Here is a 19,200-nt window from a genome sequence, read left to right as displayed (position 1 = left end):
GGACGTCGAGGATATCATGGATCGCGAGCCAGTCCAGCACCGCAGTCCAGTCCATCTTGTCAAACGCCGACGGATCGCCGCCTCTGTCGATGTAGACCGCACGAGCGTACCGATAGACAGTCTGCTGGTCCAGCTCATCGTCAGTCAGGTCTCCTCGGGCGAGTCGCTGGAGCCGATCACGTTTCCCTCGGGATCCATCAGCTCATCTATCCGCGAGCTGGCCCAGTCGCGGTAGTACGGATGCAGTTGCCCGACTGCCGCAGCGGTCATGTCGTCACCACCCTCGTCGTCGACGTACGGTGCGTCGACCGTGCCGTCGGCGATGAGCAAGAGGTCCGTCCCCTCGCCGTCGCGTTGGGCGGACTCCTTTTCGATGCCGGCGAACGCGCCGGCCCGAACACCGCTGAGAGTGACGCCGTCGACGTCCTCGTCCCACATTGGGAAGTCGTCGCTCTCATGTGCACGGTCTCGGGCCCAAATCGCACCCTTTCGTTGCGTCGCGAGTTGTGATCGCTGGCTCTGCAGGCCAGGTACGACTGGGTTGTCGTCGTCCAGGTCGTCCAGCTGCTCGGCGATCTCTTCGATCTGTTCCTCGAGCGCCTTGATTGAGTCGTCGAAGCTGATGTATGTCTCGTTAAACGTCATGTGATACTCACCGCCGGGTTGCCATCAGCGTTCCAGCTGATCGATTCCGTCGTGTCGTCGTCAGAGATGACGCTGTTCCAGGCCTCCGTCGCGACAGTCAGTGCCGAGAAGTTGTACGTCGAGACTGGGGTGCCGTCGACAGTGATGTCGATGGTCCCGGGCACCGAGACGAGCCGGTCCTGTGGCGACGTCGCGTCGGCAGCGCCAAGGGCGTACTCTAGCCGCGATGGACCGCTGAAGATCGCCTCTGTCGTGACCTCAGTCTCTGGCTTCTCGATGACGGCGTCGATAGGCTCTGGCGATACCGAGCCGTACTGGAAGCGAGCGATGTTGCTGATCGAGACTTCGGCCGACTGCAGCTTCGTGATCGTCGTGCCGTCGATGTCGACGGTGATCGCGTGCGACGGCGCCGACGTCCCGCCCGTGACCGCCGTCACGTTCGACGGCGTGATGCTCGTGTCGACGTTTTCGGTCGCGTACAGGAACGAGATGGAGAACGTCGTCATCCCGCCCTGCTCGTAGCTGACGGGTGTGAAGTCCACTGGGATGCAGCCGACCAGTTCGCGCTCGGCAACGCCGTCAAGGTAGTCGACGCCGGCGTAGATCTTCCCCGAGTTGGGCCGGCCGTTAGTGAACTGCGTGCCATCGTCGTTGAACACGAGGTCCTCGACGTCGCCGAACGTGTCCGAGGAGATGGCTGCCTCAACCTCGACCGCACCCTCGAAGTTCTGCTTGACCGATTCGACGCTTTCGACGGCGCCGGCCTCGTCGAGGCGTTGGAGTTGGTTGTCCAGCGAGAGGTCGGTCAGTGTATCGTTGCGACCGAACTGCCAGTACTGCGGGTCGCTGTTGGCGTCGGTCTCCAGCGAGCCCTTGAACGACTGCTCTTTCCCGAACGCCAGGCTCCCGGAGCCAGCGCTAGTCATGCTGTACCACCGCTAATCGTGTCTCTCATGATCATGAATGAGTCCTCGAAAACTGCCGCGTGGATCCTCGGCGCCGGCCGCGGCCACCGGCGCGTCATCAGAACTTTGTTACAGTCCCCAAGCTCTGAAACAGAAGCTATTGAGCATTCATTACTGCTTATAACCTAACGCTCGAAGTTGGTCCTTTAATTATGCCTCAGATCGGCCTTATTTTTTGACGGTGCATCTGGCCTAACAATCTTGTTTAAAAAATCTATACCATTTTCGTTATAAGCTTCTCCACGGTGGTAGACGGCCCTTCGTACTTCTCTTGCTACCGTAACAGGGAACCACACGCACGCAATCATACAGAGCGTAGGCATGATATCGTGAATCCTGAGAGTCCGTTCTCAGATTTGCCATCTGCAACACTGAATGTGCTTGGCAGGTATTACGATTTCAGCGCAGTCCATCTTTATAAACGAACTCACTCAACGAAAGTTTTATTTTGCCTATACTTTAACAGGCATACCTGATGGGATCTCGCAAAAAGCGAATTTTCGGCTATTTTGTCATATTCTTTGCATCCGCCTGTATTATGTTTATCTTCGGAATTTTGAATAGAGAGTATGGCGTTGAAATCGGATTTGGGCTCTGTATAGCGATTATATTCATTGGTAGCTACATTGATCTGTTCACAGATATCTCGGTCCCCACCCTTGGACGCCAATGAACCGAAAAGAACGGCTTATCTACACAATTGGCCTTCTTGGACTGGCAGGTGCGACTGTCTCTGGGGCTTCAACACCTGCAACCTCGTATGAACTGTCAATCCTACGTGCCACGCCCCCGCTGTTTTGGGTTGGTGTTGGGCTAACTATCGCGATCGCCATTGTTGGTGTCTTCTATCTTGATCGGCCACATGCCAAGATTCTCGCGGCTGGGTTGGGTGTCACAGCGACTGTACTCATCGCCCTCCTACCGGCACTCCGTGGCTACTACTTCTACGGCCTCGCAGACTCTCTCCAACATCTCGGATGGACAAAGGATATTCGAATTACAAGTGAAGTTGTTGAGGAGAACCCCTACCCTGGTATCCACATCATGTCGGAGTTGCTTGCTCGCGTGATGGCGATGCCTGTGCGGCGGACATTATTATTGATTGTCCCACTATATTTTGCTCTCTACGCATTGGCTGCGTCGTTACTCGCCCGTCTACTGCTTGGCCAGCGGGGAAGAGCGGGGTACCAAGCAATTGCCGTCGGGCTACTGATATCGATCCTGACGCCACCAATAATCGCACCAAGACTTCCGAACTTTCAGCCAATAGCTACCGACGCTGGACTGTTCATTCTACCACTTGCGGTATATTTAGGGATTCGAGTAGCATCGTCGCCATATCGTCAACAGTCATTCTATCTTGCGTTGCTCTGCATCCTCACGTCCCTAACGTTGTATCACCCACAACAGGGACTAGTTGCGATTGTGCTGCTATGTGTATTCGGCCTATCCGGCCTGTTTATTCCATGGCGAGAAAATGACTTGGCCAGCGGGACGGTCCTTAGTGCAGGGTTGGCGGCCTCGATTTTCTTGGCTTGGTGGCTTTCAACGCGACAGTTGCTCGGTGGCGCAGTTGCCGCACTCATTACTAGACTGCAAGCATCGGATACCGGAGCCTCGGCAGCGACCCCCGGATCGGCGTTTGAGCAGATCGGTGGCTCCGTGTTGACACTCTTTGTCAGGTCACTTTCAATTCATCTTGCTATCGCCATCGTCACGGTCGTTTCTGGCTGTCTTGCTCTTTACCGTGTCTGGGCCTACTATAGAGATCGGGAAGGTGAGCCACCAGTTGTGTCAGGACAACTAGTGCGGTATATCCTTGGGTTCCTGCCAGTTTTGGGGCTTGTTATCCTTTATCTTCCAACTGGAGACATCCCTCAGGCAGTTCGCTACGTTGGGATCCTGGTCGCACTGGGGGCCCCTGTCACTGCCGCACAACTCGTCACAATCAGCAATAGTCAGTACCGACGAGTCACCCTCATGGTTGTGCTGGTACTCGGGGCATCCCTTGCAGTCCCTGCTATGTTTCGGTCGCCGTATCTGTATTCACCAACCCCGCACATTACCGAAACACAACTTGACACGTATGCGTGGACCTTCGATAACAGTCAGACAGCAACGCCAGTCATGTCGGTCAATACTGATGTAGAGCGGCAATTGCTTGCCCTCGAAGGATTTCGCGAGGGGAATAGACGGTGGTGGATCGGTGAGCATAACCCAGACATCGAGACGTCCCGCGGGACAGGATTCGTGCCAGCACACTTCGCAAACAGGTCACTTACAACTCTGGGTCGTGCATCAACGTGGCACTTAGTCTCGACAGATTATGCACGACAGCGTAATGTCAACCTCTATGATGGACTGCGGTTTAACGAGGGTGATTACGCGTATCTTGAATCCAACCGCCAAATCCATCGCGTCTACGCAAACGGCGGCGCTGAAGTCTACCAGATACAGCGAAACCAGACGGCGTAATCACAGGTCACCAATTCGCGCTTTTTATCGAGGACTAACCGTAGCATCAGCTCACTGTGACCGGTCAGACCGCCCCGTCAGGATTATAATAGTCCCAACCAGACCCTCTCCAGACAGCAAGTGCGCCGCCCGATGCCGCACTTGTCCCGTCAGCGATAGCCATATCTCCACGGAATTGGCCAGTTGTTGAGGATAAATCAACCCCGTCGAACCAACCGATAATCCCGTTACGTCGATGCCGAGTGCCCTGTAGGACCACATCTCCAGTATTACCCGACTCAATCAATCCACGCACATCAACATCCGTGCAAGCACTGTCTGCAGTGATAGGGTCGTCCAAGTTATGGATGCTGTTGAACACGATCTTGGTCCCCTCGTTGTTCTGCAGACGGACACCATTGCGTCCACCGTCAATATGGTTGAACGCAACTTGATGGCTGACCGACCCACCCGAAGATGTGAGACGGACACCATCATTTGTGCCCCCGCCCATCGTATTGCCGATGACCATGAGCCCACTCGTCTCCACGTCGCAGAATATACCGTGAGCACCGTAATTGCGGAGTGTGTTTCCCCAAATGGGATTTGGACCACCCTCCGCTAATTTAACACGGATGGCTGATGCGGCACACCCATCAACAGTGTTACCATATACAGGCGCTCCAATGTTGTCAACGACAATGGCAGCTGACGCCCCGCCCTGGACCGTGTTGCCATACACAGGCGTGTGGTTTGAGTAGTGGACCTGAATCGCCGCACTCCGTGCGTTCTCGACGTAGTTGTTATGGACCGCGCCATTCGACGCATCCGCCGCCGTCTCGATCGCCTGATGACCACAGTCGATGCACTGATTGTGGTGGATTGCCCACCCAGTCATCTGGTTTTTGATTGAGATGTTGTCCGGTGGCTTGTTAGAGAGGTTGTCGATGTTCTCTGTCAGCTCGGTGCGGTTGTGATGGATGTCGATACGAGGACATCGGCTGGCGCGGATGTTGGAGTACAGTGTGTTGTAAGCGTAGTTGCGATGGATTTCTGCGTCACGGACGTTCTGCATGAAGATGCCACACTGGTTCAGAGCGTCGCCGCCGTCGGATACATTGTCCTTGTCACCGTTAACGTAGAAGCCCTGGATAATGACCCTATCTAAGTACGTGTCCGCATCGGCGTCACCAGTCGCTTCAATGAGGTTGATTTGCTTGTCCTGCTCGGGAAGCAACTCCGATCCCCATCCAGGGCCACGAAGTTCGACGTGAGACGAGTTTACTTTGATTGGGGCGCTGAGACGAGGATAGTCACCTGGCTCCCACTTGATAATAGATCGGGGGCCGGCATCAGCGATGATGGTATTCATTTCGCCCACTGTTGCTCCCGCTGGAATCCAGTGTTCTGTTTTGTTTACACTTTCTGTACTGAGCGCTGGCCCTTCGAGCGTTCCGTCCTTCTTTTCTCGCCACTGATTGAGGAATCGAAATAGTCCCATTGTTAGTGTGCCTGCTGAATTGTGATGTCCGCCGTCTCACCAGCCGCTGCCACGTCGGTCACCCGGATGCGAACGTAAGCGTCGCCGGCGATGAACGTATCCCGGATGTCTTGGGGATCGTCGACGTCGGCCTGGTCGTAGGTCTCTTCGCCGTCGAACCAGTCGCCGGCGTCGCCGGTCGGACTGACGTCGAGGGCGTACGATGCATCAGCTGTCGCGTCGATGTTGAGCGAGACGAGCGCGTCGCCGGGCGTCTCCGCTGTCAGCACCACGCCAGTCGTGCTGATATCGGCGTCGCTCTCTCGGGTCGTTGACTGTTTTTGAACCATCTGCTACTCCTAATTCGTGGACGTGTCGCCGTCGAACCAGACGACGCTGTCCTCGTCTTCGAGGTGATAGAAGCCGGGCTCGCCGTCAACCAGATCGCTTGCCGACGCGACCGTCGTCACGCCGACTTGGCCGTCGGCCAGCAACTGATCGATCTGCTCGAAGGCTTGCCCATACAGCGTCGCCCAGTCCGGCGTTGCGTCGTACCCTGTGACCGGGTACTCGATGTCGTGGGTATCTGTCGTATCAGTCGTGTCGTTTGCCATACTAAGTGCTCCTCAAATATCCGGCAGCCGCTCGAAGCCGTCGAAAATGACGTCGACATCCCAGCGATAGTAGTCCGACCAAGTCTGGCTCTGGGGCGCTGCGTTCGCTAGCTCCAGGTGCGTGTAGTCGATGCTGGGCGTGCCGGTGTCGGGGTAGCTTCGTACACGCAGGATCGCCCGCCGGATCACCCGCACGAGCGAGGACCACGGTGCCCCGTCGTCGCCGCTTTCGTCGACGTAGCCGAACTCATCTGCGTCCAGCCCTTCGATGCGGATGCCGGCGACTCGCTCGATATCGTGGTCGTACTCAGTCCCGATCGGCGATGTGGATTCGTCGACGCTGGCGACCGACACGATGTTGCCCCGCGTCAGCTCGCCTTTGCGCTGCTCGATATCGTCTTCATCCTCGACGTCTTGCCGGTCGATCAACGCCAACGGCGGCGGGTCCTCGCCAGCTGGTCGCAGGCCGGCCGGCAGGCTGCCGGCGCCGTACTCCTCGCGGATGCGTTCGATGAGAAAGTCGACTTCTTCAGTCATGCTTGACCGACCTCCCGTCGCAGCCAGTTGAGACTATCGCGAACGGCGCGAGACTCTGGGATGCCGCCTGTTTCGCTACCCCATTCGACTGAGTCCGTCTGGATCCACTGGTCGATTTGCTCCCAGTAGAAGTGGAGCAGTGGGTCGCCCTCGATGGTGTGCGGGCTGACGCCAAACTCGTAGAACATCGGGAGGTCGCCTGCCCACGACCACTCGACGTGAATGGACGTCCGGTCGCGCTGGTAGTCGACGCCAGAGAAAGTTTCACTGAAAAAATTGAGGTCGTAGCTGTTCGATGCAGCGTACCCATCGATAGCCTCGTGGACACGCTGCACGCTCTGGAACACGAGGTTGCCACGGGCCCCGACCATCGTCTGTTCGACACCGTCGAGTAGGGCCTGCCGGGCCGCATCGGAAGGGGCACTCGGGACCGCGATGTCGAGTGTCGCGCCGAGCGGGTCGGTCTGGAGCTCCAACTCGAACTCGATGGTGACGCCAACGTCAGCCACGTCACTGATATTCCTCCAGCAGGTCGTCGGCCTTGCTTCGCATCTGTTCAGCCTTCGTCTCGACGTTGTAGACCGTCGCGTTGTCTGGGATCTGGATAGTCGCCTCCTCAGCGAACTCAGCGCCGGCCTTCAGCGCGACGGCCCGGCGGATCGCTCGCGGGATGCCTTCGTGGCCGTGATCGAACGTGACGTAGACAGCGTTCGACAGCGACGCGATATCGTCGTCCATCGCGTGCACGTTGAGATACAGGTCAGAGACGCCGCCACTGTTGATTCGGACCCAGTAGTCCTCGCCGCGATGCTCGAGGCCGACACCGCCGGTGTAGCCGTCGTCCGCGACCCAGTCGGTGTAGCTGCCGTCGCCGCCGATGACCAGCAGCTTCGAGAGGGACTTGACGTAGTCTCGTGCGAGCTGGATGTGCGTGTACGCTGGCCGTGACTCGTCGACGGGTGGCTCCAGTGCTTCGGCCTCGCCGGTGGCGATGCGGATCTCGCGCTTCGGTTCGTATCGATCCTTGCGCCACCGGTCGCTGCGTGGGTCGGACTCCAGTAGCGCGTCGCTGTTCTTGCGGTACTGGTGCCGATCGCGCTCGGCAGCCCCATGCACCATCGCCCCGTTGGTCGTGACGTCATGTTCGTCATCGCGCGACTTCGGCGCCGTCGGGATGTCGATCGCCGAGGCTTCGTCGATGCCGGTGGGCTCGAAAAAGTGCTGGGAGAGAGCGCGTTCGAGTGGCTCCGTTTCGGCGGCGATCGCGTCGACGGCGATCTGTGTGTCCTGTTCGAGGTCGCCCGGCAGTGACGCCTCTCGCAAGGCACGGCGGACGTCCTCTAGCGTGCAATAGCCAACGGGAGCCATGTGAGTTAGTCCTCCTTGACGGCGTTGATGCGGCTCTGGATGGCGTCGATAGCGCTGTCGCGGTCCTTGCCGGCGTCTTCAGCGTCGTAGACTGCTGCCAGCACGTCGATGTCGTCGATGTCGCTCAGTTTATCGCGAAGGTCTTTGACCGAGTGCTCGCTCGGGTCTGGGATCGGCCCCCCAGCATCGGGTGGTCCGTCCTCCTGTCCGACAGCGTCGTCGTCTGTCTCGTCTTCCGTGGCGCCGGCATCGTCGACGACTGCGAAGTCGCCACGTTCGTCACAGAGATACGCTGCCAGCTCGTCGCTGACTTCGGCGCGGTCGCCGACGGACAGCTGCCGGCCGATCGCCCGGAGGACGACCCGGCCGCCGTGGGTTTTCTCAACGACCGGCATCGTCAGGCACCCCCGGTCGCGATGACGACCCAACCGCTGGCTGTCCCGTCGACGTTCTTGACGGTGGCCGTGGCCCCGGCACTGGTCATGTTTGCGGGCCCGGTCCCGACGAAGTCTGCGTCATCGAAGGCCACAGTCGGCGTGTTGGCGCCGCCGTCGTGAACAACAGTGACCTCTCGTCCGGCTTCTTCAGCGTTGGTGAGGTCGACCGTGTTGGTCCCGTCCGCAGTGACGACGTGGACGTCAGCATCCTCACCGACGACCGTATCTGCCGCGTTGGCCGGGGCGTCAGTGCCAACGTTGTCTGGGGCGCCGTCGTTGAGTGACAGTCCGCTCTCGTAGCGGTCACGGATAGCCGCGTTCGTTGTGGGTGCAGGCATCAGTAGACCCCCATCACGCCATCGGGTCCGCGAGGCCAGTCACGAGCGTCCCGGCCTGCATCTCCTTGATCTGGTAGTCCATCTGCCCCTCCATCCAGTTGCGGGAGTGGAGCTTGTTTTCGTGGACTTTGTCGGTGTCCTGAGTCTGGTCGACCTCCATCTCGGAGAACAGGCCGAACGCCAGGTTGTCCGGGTCGGTGAACATGGCGTAGCTCTTGGGCCAGCCGTTGATGCCGACGATGTCGTAGTCGAACGGCGTGAGGTCGGAGTCGCCGAAGATCACCGCGCTCCCGAGCGGGTCTTCGCGCGACGTGAGATCCATCGCGTACTGCTGGACCTGATCGGGGTTGCACAGGAAGACCGTACTCCCAGAGTCGCGGTAGCGACTGTCCAGCGTCTGGATGGTGTCGTTGAAGACGCCGGTGTCGATAGGCTGCGGGTTGCCGTTGCTGTCGGTGTTGTCGACAATCGGCATCGTATCGAGCTCGGCGTCGGTCGTGTCCTCGAGCCCGAGTCGCGTGCTGTTGTTGCTGTCGTCGACGCTCTGGGTGTCGCCCTCAGCACGGGCGATCCAGCCGGTGAACCGGCTGTCGAGATGGGAGACGTCGCTCGGGACGTAGTCGTTGAGCGCGCCACTGGATGCAGCCGCGCGCATCCCGATCAGGGCGGCGTCGTTGCCCCACCGCTGGATGAACTGGTCGACGACGTAGTTGCCGAACTCCTCTTCGTCCCAGTGGGTGTTCTTGATCGCGTCGCGCTTGGGCTCGACGAGAATGTAGTAGCTGCGGTCGTTCGCGTCGAACTTGACCCGTCCCGTCTCGGCGGTCGAGGAGGACGTCCGCGAGCCGCCGTCGTCACGGGTATCGCCGGACAGAACCGGCACACCGAACTGCGGGACGAACTGGTCGAGCCGGTCGAGTGTCATCGTGTCGACCAGTCCGAGGATCTCGACCTCTTTCTGCATTCGCTCGAGGAACTGCTCGGTGACACGGGGCTCCAGCTGGAAGCCATCCATGTCCGCGATGTCGATGGTCTTGTCGTGGCTGAGCGTTCGCTGATTCTGCTGCCGGACTGCGTCGAGGTTGGTACTCATGTAGAAATCACTCCGTTAGGACAGGGCCTTGCCCAAGTCGTCTAGGTCGTCGCCGTCGCCTCCCTCACCGTCGCCGGCGAGCTGCTGGCTGCCGACACCGCTCTGGCGCTTGATCGCGTCCAGTCGGGCCTCCAGTTCGGCCACCCGTTCAGCCGTGTCTGCGGGCTGGGAACCGGCGTCGCCGTCGCCGACGAGCTCTTCGGCGCGGCTCTTCGGGACTTCGTGTGTTTCGCCGTCGACCTCGACCGAGACGGTCCGCTCCTTGCCGGTGAGCGCTGCGGTCAGCTCTTCGACCGTCTCGGAGAGTTCGTTGATCTGTTCGGCGTTCTTCTCTGCCAGCGTCTTGTCGTTGGTGTCAGTGTCGTCGTCAGAAGACATGGATGCAGCGGCCTCTGTGCCGCTATCGTCCGGCGTGTCGCCGCCGGGGGCGTCCTGCCCGTTGTTGACCTCAAACGGGGGGCTATCCTCGTCGTCCTCACCAGTCGCGGTGCCCCACTCGCGAGCGTCGTGTTCGGAGAGATCGAAGTCGACGTCGTCGCGATCTGTGAAGCGAGTCATGTCGTGGTCGACGCCGGCGTCCTCGAGCATATCGAGGTTGGCGTCGACGGCAGCCATCGCTGACTCGCGGTTGGACTGGGACAGTGTCTCGCCAGCCTTGCTCGCGTGAGACGGTGTCTCCGTGCTGGAGTTGTCGTCGCCGTCGCCACCAGTCAACGTGCGGACGAACGACTTTGCCGCCTGTTGGAGGCGGGACTGCTTCCCGGGATCGCCTGCACCCTCTTCTTCAAGGGCACGGGACAGGTTGTCCCACATCCGCTCGGCGTCGTCCTCGGAGTGACCGCGCTCGATTGCTTCCTCGATGAAAGCGTCGCGGTCGCCGAGGTGATCCCCCAGCCGCTTTGTCTCGAGGATCTCGGCGTCGGGGACGGCCGGGATATCCACTGCCGACACCTCGCGAATGACGCCGTCGGTGAGCTCCCAGACCATCGCATCGTCGGGCAGTTGGTCCGGCACAGCGACGTCTTCGACAGCGTCATCCTCGCCAGCGATGTACGGACCGTCCCATTCAACGGCTTTTGCGCCGATAGAGTAGCCGCCGTAGACGCCGTCCTTGACGAGTTCCCAGGTGCCAGCGTCGGCGACCTCCCACTCTTGCACCCACGCGCCCGCCTCGACGGTCTGCCCGCCTATCTCTTCGGCCTCGTCGAGGACTTCATTGCGCTCCAGCGACATCCAGTCCGACGGCCAGGCTGCGTGCATGATGCCGCCGTCGGCGCTGCCGGAGTCATAGAGGGCAGCGAACTCGTCAGCGAAAGCCTCGATCGTCTCCTCGCGAACGAAGTCTTGCTGCAGGTCGGCCTTGTCTGGCACCATCACGATGCCAGCCGCTCGCTGCTCCTCTTCGTCTTTGTCAACGAACGCTACTTCCTTGCGGAAGGCATCCCCGCCAGCCTTGTTTACGGGCGGCATGGGTCAGCCCTCATCATCGTCGTCTTCGGCGGCGTCAGCGTCGGCGTCCTCCAGGTCTTTGGCTCGACCGGTCGAGAGGACGCCGCGCTTCTCGCCGCGCTCTGTGTTCTTGTTACTCATGTGGTCGCAGAATCCTATCACCCGGTCGAACCTCGCACGGGACGTCGGGAAGCGCCCGCGGTCATCGGTCAGTTGCGTTAGATACTGGGAACGTCGTCTGGCTCCTCACCGGGCGCCGGCGACGGCCCCTCTGGCAGTCTGGAATGGAAATTCGTGATCTCGACGTACGGGTAGTCCAGCCGGATCGAGTCGTAGTGGTACGACCCGTGGCTCGATGCCGATGTCAGGCCCGACCACTCTGTCGGCGGGATGTTCACGTAAGCATACAGTGACGACTGGCCTTCGTCACGTTTGAACGAGAGATACAGCTCCTGTTCGTCGAAGTCGTACAGGCCCTCGTCGAGATTGCTACTGCTGAACTGCGTCTGCTCGATCTCCTTGGTGGCGAGGTTGGCCTCAACGTCGGCCCAGTCGCGCTCGCCGATCTTGTTGTCCTCGGGCGGCAGTTGGTCCTCGACAGACCGCGGACCAGTTGGCTGCCGGCCGCCTGGCGTCTGACTCCGAACCTCCGAGACGAGCGTGGCGTCGCCGTCGATCGGGACGTCATCGGGTAGCGGATCCTCGCCGATCATCTCCAGCGCGCGGTTGACTGGGATGGCGCCGTTGACAGCCTGAATCTTCCGGCGGGCGATCTCGGCGTCTTGTTTGGGTTGGTCGGCGCCGCGGAGCTCGTACTCGAGTGTCCAGTCGGTGACGCCGAGCGCTCGCTGGTGGATCGTCTGGTAGAGTCGCTGGGCGAACTTGTGTTGCTCCGGCTGGATCACCTCGAGGGCAAAGTCCCGGTCCTGCTGCTCGGAGTTCGACCGGTTCGAGGTTCCGGTGTTGCCGATCTTGATTGGCGGCACCTCCAGCACTTTCGCGATCTCCGCTTCGTTCTTTTCGCGGAACGCTTCGAACGACATCTCCTCGCTGATGCCCTGGCCGAGTGGCTGCAGTTCGATCTCGATATCGTCGTCGTCCAGCTGGTTGGCAAACTTGTCGACTTCGAGGATGACCGTCCGGTGAGACTCTTCACGAAGGCCGTTGAGCATCTGCCGGAGGTCGCGCTTGGACTCCTCGGTCAGCTCGCCGCCAGTGACCTTGATCGCGAAGCGGGGGATCGTGTCGTTGTCGAAGAAGTCAGCGTTGTAGTCCTTCGCCGCCTCGTCAGCGCTGATGGTGCGCGTCGCCGAGATCCAGTCCGGGACGCCGTAGTCATCAGCCAACGGCGATGGGTTCGTGATGAAGATGAGTTCGTTCGCCGGCGCGTTCTCGAGCGCCTCGGCGCTGCCCTCGACGACGTCGCCCGTCTCGCGATCAACGAAGATCGGTTCGTCCTCACTGTCGTCTGCCTGATAGCGGACCGTGGGCGGCTCGCCGTCGCCGCCGGGCGAGATGTTGATGTCCAGCCCGCGGTAGCGGTCGCCCGCCTCACCGAAGTATCGCCGGCGGCCGTCCCGTATCTGGACGTACCCTCGAGAGGCGATCTCACCACGGTCGTTGTCGATGAACCGCCCCTCTTCGGGATGGCGGGGTTGGTCGAAGCGACTCTGTGGCTTGCGAACGCGAACAGTGCGGGCGGGGACATGGGCCAGCCCGACCGGCCGGCCTTCCATGTCGGTGAGGATCTCCAAGCAGCACCAGCCGATCAGGTGGTACTCTTGGCGGGCGAGTTCCTTCACTTCCTCGGGCGTCGCCGGCTCGGCCGTCTGGCGCGCCTTCGTCTGCCACGTCGAGTCAGGCCCACGCCAGAACCAGCTGACCACGTCGCGCTCGACGTCGTCGGCCTCGTCGGCAGTCCGGCCGGCCCACGGCGTGATCTCGAAGCCATACCCGACCTCGTAGCGAGACTTCTTGCGGATGCCCGTGGCCAGCGTCTCGTTGAGCTCAAGGAACGCGGCGAGCCGATGCGGGTTGTACGGCGGCTTGATGCCTGTCGTCAGCGACTGGATCCGGTGGTCCGAAAGCTGTGTTGACGAGTCGGCCTTCGACAGTGCGCCGTCGCCGCCGATACCCTCCACACCTACCGCGATCTTGTTGTCGTCGATTGCGTCACTCATATGTGCGTGATTCCTGAGTTGTCGTCGCCGGCGTTGTCTCCATGCCGCTGGTGGGCTGCCGTAAGCTTATCCAGCGCTGATGCCGCTAGCGCGAAGCTGTCGACACTGTCGTCGTAGCCGTCATCGGGCGCATGATACCGCGTGTACCCTGCATCGGAGACGTCCTCTTGGAGCTGTCGGAGCTCAAGGTGAAGCTGATCCAGTGCATCGATGTCGGGCACTGTCAGGTCGCCCGTCTCGACCAGCGTCGCCAGTGTCTCGATGAGTTGCTTCTTTGTCTTCGGTGAGAACGAGACTGGCTCCAGTTGAACGCCTGCGCCTGCGAGATCTGAGACGATCTTGTTGTCTCGGGAGGCGTCGGGGAGAACGATCCCGCCGTAGGTGTCGTAGACGCCACGGATGTGGCCCTCGATGCCGTCCCAGGACTCGTTGCGGCCGCGGTGGTAGTAGGCCAACTCACCGGCGGCGTCGACGGCGATCGTCACGCGATAGTCCCGCGACCGGGCAAAGTCGGCCCCGATCGCGACCGGTCGGGTGGCGGCGTCGGGTGGCCGGCGCACCTCGCCGACGAACTCCCCGCTGGGGTCGTGCTCCTGGTCGACGACGACGTCGTACTCGCCTGTGTACAGCTTGTCGTCAAGGTCGCGGAACACTTGTCCGCCGTCGTCCGGGAGCTCGGCCAGATACTCCCGCTCGAAGAGGTGGGGCGGGACCGACCCACGCTTGTCCTCAGGATCCTCTGCGAGGAACGGGTTGTCGGCCGACGTTGCGTGCCAAGAGGCGTACTCGGGGTAGTCGCTCGACTGGCCGTAGTCGTAGAATCGGTGGAACCACGACCGCGGCCGGTAGGGCTTCGAGATGAACAACGCACAGCCCTTGGTGTCCAACAGCATCGGCTCAAGGTCTCCGAACCAGATCCCCTGACGCATCTGGTCGGCCTCGTCGAGGACGATCCGGTCGACACCCTCGCCCTGCAGACTCTCCGGGCGGTCGAAGGTGGGGAACTCGACCGTCGCGCCGTTAGCGAAGTCGATCGCGAACGGTTCAGTGCGCTTCTTGCTCTCGATCCAGTGATCCGGGACGGCGCTCTTGACCTTCTCGAAGCCGTGTTTGTTCGCCTGGTTGTACGTCGGTCCGACCCACCAGACAAGGACGTCTCGAGGATCGTCCGGGCCCCACTGAGAGGCCCACGGCCGGCGGACGTACTCGACAACGTCGATCGCGCCGGTGACGTTCTTTCCAGCCCGGCGCCCCCACCGACAGACTCGGAAGCGAGCGTCCGACTGCAGGACCTCGCGCTGTTTGTCATGGACGCTGTACTGTGGCGCCGGCCGGAGTGTCGCTCCCTGATCGGCAGGTGGGTTACTCGTCGCCATCGTCCTCCGGAGAGTATGTGACGAAGTCAGCAGTGACGTCGTGCGATGCATCCACGTCGGCGTCCACATCGACCTCGCGTTTCTCCGTCTTCACGTACCCATAGGATCGCTCAAGTACGAACTCCGCGTCGACGTCTTGGATCAATTCACGCTCGGCCTCGCTTCGCGCGCGTTCAAGCGCTTCCGAGAAATCCCCGTACTCGTCACGCCAGTCGTGGAGAGTCGACACGCCGATCCCGGCAACGCGGGCGATCCCCTCATAAGTCAGACCCTCGCGAGCGGCGGCAAGGATATCGTCTTCGTGTTCCTCAAGCAGCGAGGGGCGGCCGTGGCCGTCAACGTGGCCTCCGTGGGTATCGATCCAACAGGAGTCTCCGTCCGTAGCTGGATTTTGACAGGGGCCGTCGCCCCCCGTCCCCTCGTAGCCACAGATGTCGTCGGTCATAGTGATGTTACTCCTTCTGGCTAGTGCCGCCAGCGCTGTCGTCGGTCGCTGCGTTGAATCGCCGGATCTCGCGTGGCTCTAGACCGAGCCGTTTCGCGAGCGTGGCGACGGCGATGCGCCCGAGTTCCGAGCTCGGGATCGCTCCAAGAGCGACGCCGAGTAAGAGCAGTTGAATGTCGTTCATGAGTCATCCTCAAGTCGGAGGTCGTCCGGCGACGAGCCATTCAGTCGGTCCGCGACCTCGTCCTCGTCGATGTCGTCGTTCTCCTGAGCGAGGGCAATCACAGCGACGATGACCTCATCGACCTTGTCGGCGACGCGCTCGAGCCGGCCGTGGTGAATCTCGTAAAAGAGATACAGGATCACCAGAACTGCCGTTGAGGCGTTCTCGACGAGGAATGAGAGTGAGACCATCACGCGCCTCCTGTGCAACTGGAACTCATCGTAGGCCCGGACGGGGAGTCGAACCCCGCGCTCATGGGAGCGCACCAGTACCGGGCAGGGCGGCCGGCGTATGCCGGATGAGCTTGAACTGGAGAAGTGCCGGCCGGTTGACGGGCGATACATCCCCTCGTCTACTGCCGCGTGGCAGTCACCGCGTCATCGGGGATACCGGCGTCGGCCTCTGGGACACGGATGATCGTCCCACCGAGGTTGACGCGGAACACACGCTGGATGTCGTGAACGTCGGCCTCGACGAGCTCGTCAACGACGGGCCCAGAACGAATGTCGCCTTGCAGCGTCTCGACGGCGACGCGATCCGGCGTCGACGGGCGGACGCTCATCGCTGGACTCCCAGCGCTGCGGCGACAGCGAAGATCCGCTTGTCGTCAGCGGTGTGTTCGTCGAGACTCTTGAGGTGCTCGACGGCGACGTAGATGCGACGCGTGTCGACGTGGTAGCCTGCCTCCTGCAGGCGGGCGGCGAGGGCTGGGACGCGGTCGATGGCCTGGCTGATCGACAGCGTCTCCGATTGCGAGAGGCCCCGGACCGAGCCACACTCGGCGCAGGTGGTCTTGCTCTCGGGCATGGGGGCACAGTTGGCGATCGACGCCGGCGGCTCGATGAGGTCCTCACCGAGAACGGCCGAGTCGGTCCGCCAAGACATGGCATCCTCGTTGCCCCAGTAGTCGCGCTCGGCGATGTCTGACCGCTTGAGTCGAGCGAAACACTCGCTGCAGACGGCGTGGTCGTGCCAGATTATCGTCTCGAACCATCGCAGCGCATGGGCTCCAGACCGGGTCGGGTTGCGTGGAAGTGGCGCTGCCGTCGCTGTTGCTGTGTCAGTTGATTGGGACATGGATTAGAAGAGTCGCAGGACTAGTGGCTCGTCGCCGAGGGTCACTGCGGTAACTCGCCCCGACGCCGGTGTGAAATACGCTATCTTTGATACGATTCTCCAGCGATATAAACGCAACTCTGTTGTCGTGAAACGGCCAGTGATGTCCTCCCGTGGAGCTGTACGCGACATCGCATCGAGGGTATCCCCGTCTGCGTCGTTCTGCCGACCCCACGGTTCGAGGTCGCTGGTCATACAGACAGAGTGTACGGAGGGGTTGCATCAGGATGCCCTGCTGGCAGGTATCCTCGACGTGCAGGGTAGCCTGGTTGATCGACATCGACGCCCCAGACCTTGACGAGGTGTCCATCAGCAGTGAGTGTCAGCAGTCGGTCCCGCAGCGAGCCCGGTTGGAGCTCGCAGTGCATCGCGACGTGTTTGGGACGGACTCCGCCGCCGAAGGCGAGACAGTCGTCATTGTCGAGCGCCATCTGGACAGCCTCAAGGACCTTCTCGTCGGACACACTCCAGACGTGCGTCATGTATCCCCCCCGGAACTCGCGAATGGTTTCGTGGGCGGCTACCTCTGGATACTCAGCTACGAATCGGTCGACGCTATCTTCGGTGAGCAGTGCGAATCGCAGCTGACCATCTTCGTCCTCGTACGCGATCGCGTCGTCGTTGTCGAGGGTAGCTTGGAGTGACGCTTTGACGCCGGCCCGATCGTACGACCCGTGCGCCACGAGTGAGAGGTAGATCTTCTCGGGAGTGACGCCCGGCCGCTGCATCGGACTGGTCTGGTGGTAGATTGTCGAGAGGACGCGATTGTATCGACGTTCAGCGTCAACCTCGTTGGAATCGTCGGAATGGATGTGCATCGGATGGTGGTCTGATTTGCGTCACAATCTGACGACGAACGATATCGCCCGTCGCACTGTGACCAAACTCGCTCTAGAGAGATGAGCGAGATTTGAGCGAGTTTACTCACGAGTAGCGATACAATGCTTACAGCGACTAGCGCAACTAAACTTACAGCGACTGCAATGGTGGTGGAATCCAGTTGGTGGTTGGGGGCATCTTCAGGTGGCCTCCTCGGTATCTTTCGTCGTCAGATTGTGACGAATCTCTGCACCCGTCGCATCGGACAGGTTCATCACGACCTTCGAAGCGTTCCCGCGTCCTTCCCCGACGGAGAATGTGATCGAGTCGACCGGCTGTAGGTCACTGCTCCCGTTGATAGAGGTGTAGGACCGCTCGTCGTCCTCTGCTTCGTAGCCATCCGCGGCCCGCTTCATCGCGCCGAGGACGGTGTCACGGTGCAGGCCGCCGCCGAGTCGGGAGTCGACGTCGTCCCGGTCCATCTCGGCCTTCCCCTCGGAGTGCTGCTTCGCCTTGTTGTACAGCGTCTGTCGGATCCGCTGGGCCCGGCTGTCGGGATCGTCGGGACTGCCACCGCCTTCAACTCTCACCATCTGGATCTGGTCGCCCTGCTCTTGCAGTTGCTCCTCGACGTCGGAGAGACGCTGGTGGTGGTTCAGAACCTCTTCTGGATCGATGCCGGCGTCTTGCACGGTCTCGGCGCCGACCAGTAGCTCGTTCTGGAGTGCCATCTGCTTGCGGACAGCCTTCACCAGTGCGTTGGAGTCACGCACCATCGACTCCAGTTCGTCGACGGTGTCGCGGAGGTCCCGGACCTCGGCTTCGAGCTCGCCACGGGACATCTGTGACACCGACTCGGTGTCTTCGTTCTGGTCGTCGCCAGCATCGGTGCCCTGAGACTCCGTGGCGGCAGCCTCGACGTTGTCGTTGTTCTCGTCGTAGACCTCTGGCTCCGGTGGGTTCTCGTCAGTTTGGGTCTCCTGCGTGGTCTCGAGTGGGGGTTCCGATGGGGCCTCCTGGACGGCCTCCCCACTGCACTCACCATCGTCGTCTGGGGTAGTCTCCTCGTAGGCCTCTTTGAAGTGGGCCATACGCAGTTGCGTGGCGTCATCATCGAGCGCGGCCATGACGGCGTCGCTACACAGGTCATCGAGGGTCTCGTCATCGAGTCTGCCGAACTCGCCAGCAAGGGTCTGGGCTGACACGTCGGGTGCCAGAGTCAGGCTGGACCGAGAGAGCTTGCTGGACCAGACGTCGAACGCCTTGTCGTCAACGTCGACGGCCTCAGACATGAGTGACCACCTCCGCCACGTCGAAGCGGCCACGGCAAGCCGGGCACTCGACACGGTTGTCATCGCGATACCTGTTGGACAGCTGCGTCCCGTCGACGGGACACTGCATCGTCGTCAGGTGGACGTCGTCGCTTTCACCGGTATCGTCCAGTTCCGGACGCTCGGTGATGGACTGGACGGTGCCATCAAGCGGGTCACCGGAGGTCGAGCGCCCGCTCATGACAGACACCCCACCGTTTCCGCTGGAGTATCTGGAGAACTATCTATTGCGTTATATAATTCATCGACGCGTTGACCGGTCAGCGAGGCGTCTCTATGCCGGTTCTGCCGATGGGTATGTAAAGTTTCAGAGTAGTGCCCGGGGAGGGC

At 60.9% G+C, this 19,200-nt stretch carries 23 protein-coding genes; 1 reads left to right on the top strand and 22 read right to left on the bottom strand.

Annotated features, from left to right (window positions below; genetic code table 11):
• Positions 1-144 precede the first annotated feature (144 nt).
• Together GJ630_RS15415 and GJ630_RS15410 are read right to left on the bottom strand one after the other, a co-directional pair.
• Positions 145-645 (bottom strand): hypothetical protein, encoded by a 501-nt coding sequence (locus GJ630_RS15415; RefSeq protein ID WP_191450275.1) that lies wholly within the window; start codon positions 643-645, stop codon positions 145-147.
• The gene (locus GJ630_RS15410) at positions 642-1,571 is read right to left on the bottom strand and encodes a phage tail tube protein (RefSeq protein WP_191450273.1); all 930 of its coding nucleotides are present in this window, start codon (positions 1,569-1,571) and stop codon (positions 642-644) included. The genes GJ630_RS15415 and GJ630_RS15410 overlap by 4 nt, the downstream gene beginning before the upstream one ends.
• 708 nt (positions 1,572-2,279) lie before the next feature.
• On the opposite strand from GJ630_RS15410, the gene GJ630_RS15405 reads away from it, so the two are divergent.
• Positions 2,280-4,085, top strand: coding sequence for a hypothetical protein (locus tag GJ630_RS15405; RefSeq protein WP_191450271.1), 1,806 nt, complete (start codon positions 2,280-2,282; stop codon positions 4,083-4,085).
• A 64-nt stretch (positions 4,086-4,149) separates the two neighbouring features.
• Here the strand turns inward: GJ630_RS15405 and GJ630_RS15400 are convergent, their stop codons facing one another.
• The 20 genes from GJ630_RS15400 to GJ630_RS15305 form a co-directional block, all read right to left on the bottom strand.
• Positions 4,150-5,565 (bottom strand): right-handed parallel beta-helix repeat-containing protein, encoded by a 1,416-nt coding sequence (locus GJ630_RS15400; RefSeq protein WP_191450269.1) that lies wholly within the window; start codon positions 5,563-5,565, stop codon positions 4,150-4,152.
• 2 nt (positions 5,566-5,567) lie between these two features.
• Positions 5,568-5,894: a hypothetical protein gene (locus tag GJ630_RS15395; RefSeq protein WP_191450267.1), complete on the bottom strand. Its 327-nt coding sequence runs from the start codon at positions 5,892-5,894 to the stop codon at positions 5,568-5,570.
• A gap of 9 nt (positions 5,895-5,903) precedes the next feature.
• A complete protein-coding gene (locus GJ630_RS15390) occupies positions 5,904-6,158 on the bottom strand; it encodes a hypothetical protein (RefSeq protein WP_191450265.1) in 255 nt (84 codons plus the stop codon).
• A gap of 12 nt (positions 6,159-6,170) precedes the next feature.
• Positions 6,171-6,695: a hypothetical protein gene (locus GJ630_RS15385; protein ID WP_191450263.1), complete on the bottom strand. Its 525-nt coding sequence runs from the start codon at positions 6,693-6,695 to the stop codon at positions 6,171-6,173.
• Positions 6,692-7,204: a hypothetical protein gene (locus tag GJ630_RS15380; RefSeq protein ID WP_371727713.1), complete on the bottom strand. Its 513-nt coding sequence runs from the start codon at positions 7,202-7,204 to the stop codon at positions 6,692-6,694. The genes GJ630_RS15385 and GJ630_RS15380 overlap by 4 nt, the downstream gene beginning before the upstream one ends.
• A gap of 1 nt (position 7,205) precedes the next feature.
• Positions 7,206-8,063 (bottom strand): hypothetical protein, encoded by an 858-nt coding sequence (locus tag GJ630_RS15375; protein WP_191450259.1) that lies wholly within the window; start codon positions 8,061-8,063, stop codon positions 7,206-7,208.
• 5 nt (positions 8,064-8,068) lie between these two features.
• Complete coding sequence (locus GJ630_RS15370) at positions 8,069-8,458, bottom strand: hypothetical protein (RefSeq protein WP_191450257.1); 390 nt, start codon at positions 8,456-8,458, stop codon at positions 8,069-8,071.
• Positions 8,459-8,460: 2 nt separating this feature from the next.
• Positions 8,461-8,838, bottom strand: a complete 378-nt coding sequence (locus GJ630_RS15365) for a hypothetical protein (protein ID WP_191450255.1) — start codon at positions 8,836-8,838, stop codon at positions 8,461-8,463.
• Positions 8,839-8,851: 13 nt separating this feature from the next.
• Entirely contained in the window at positions 8,852-9,931 is a 1,080-nt protein-coding gene (locus tag GJ630_RS15360; protein ID WP_191450253.1) for a P2 family phage major capsid protein, read from the bottom strand.
• A 15-nt stretch (positions 9,932-9,946) separates the two neighbouring features.
• Positions 9,947-11,401 carry an XkdF-like putative serine protease domain-containing protein gene (locus GJ630_RS15355; RefSeq protein ID WP_191450251.1) on the bottom strand — a complete coding sequence of 485 codons (1,455 nt, stop codon included), beginning with the start codon at positions 11,399-11,401 and terminating at the stop codon, positions 9,947-9,949.
• 197 nt (positions 11,402-11,598) lie between these two features.
• A complete protein-coding gene (locus GJ630_RS15350) occupies positions 11,599-13,560 on the bottom strand; it encodes a phage portal protein (RefSeq protein ID WP_191450249.1) in 1,962 nt (653 codons plus the stop codon).
• On the bottom strand, positions 13,557-14,936 hold the full coding sequence (locus GJ630_RS15345) for a phage terminase large subunit (RefSeq protein WP_191450247.1): 1,380 nt from the start codon (positions 14,934-14,936) through the stop codon (positions 13,557-13,559). Before GJ630_RS15345 ends, GJ630_RS15350 begins: the two co-directional genes overlap by 4 nt.
• Positions 14,923-15,381 carry a hypothetical protein gene (locus tag GJ630_RS15340; RefSeq protein WP_191450245.1) on the bottom strand — a complete coding sequence of 153 codons (459 nt, stop codon included), beginning with the start codon at positions 15,379-15,381 and terminating at the stop codon, positions 14,923-14,925. Before GJ630_RS15340 ends, GJ630_RS15345 begins: the two co-directional genes overlap by 14 nt.
• 7 nt (positions 15,382-15,388) lie before the next feature.
• Complete coding sequence (locus GJ630_RS15335; RefSeq protein WP_170095625.1) at positions 15,389-15,565, bottom strand: hypothetical protein; 177 nt, start codon at positions 15,563-15,565, stop codon at positions 15,389-15,391.
• Positions 15,562-15,795, bottom strand: a complete 234-nt coding sequence (locus GJ630_RS15330) for a hypothetical protein (RefSeq protein ID WP_050006976.1) — start codon at positions 15,793-15,795, stop codon at positions 15,562-15,564. Before GJ630_RS15330 ends, GJ630_RS15335 begins: the two co-directional genes overlap by 4 nt.
• Before the next feature lie 161 nt (positions 15,796-15,956).
• Entirely contained in the window at positions 15,957-16,166 is a 210-nt protein-coding gene (locus GJ630_RS15325) for a hypothetical protein (protein ID WP_191450243.1), read from the bottom strand.
• Positions 16,163-16,681 (bottom strand): hypothetical protein, encoded by a 519-nt coding sequence (locus tag GJ630_RS15320; protein ID WP_191450241.1) that lies wholly within the window; start codon positions 16,679-16,681, stop codon positions 16,163-16,165. The genes GJ630_RS15325 and GJ630_RS15320 overlap by 4 nt, the downstream gene beginning before the upstream one ends.
• Before the next feature lie 230 nt (positions 16,682-16,911).
• Entirely contained in the window at positions 16,912-17,538 is a 627-nt protein-coding gene (locus GJ630_RS15315; RefSeq protein WP_191450239.1) for a hypothetical protein, read from the bottom strand.
• Between the two features lie 201 nt (positions 17,539-17,739).
• Complete coding sequence (locus GJ630_RS15310; RefSeq protein WP_191450237.1) at positions 17,740-18,831, bottom strand: hypothetical protein; 1,092 nt, start codon at positions 18,829-18,831, stop codon at positions 17,740-17,742.
• Entirely contained in the window at positions 18,824-19,051 is a 228-nt protein-coding gene (locus tag GJ630_RS15305; protein ID WP_191450235.1) for a hypothetical protein, read from the bottom strand. The genes GJ630_RS15310 and GJ630_RS15305 overlap by 8 nt, the downstream gene beginning before the upstream one ends.
• Positions 19,052-19,200: the final 149 nt, after the last annotated feature.

The sequence above is a fragment of the Haloarcula sp. CBA1122 genome (assembly GCF_009741785.1).
Lineage (GTDB): Archaea > Halobacteriota > Halobacteria > Halobacteriales > Haloarculaceae > Haloarcula > Haloarcula hispanica.
This window is presented reverse-complemented; position numbering and strand designations above follow the sequence as displayed.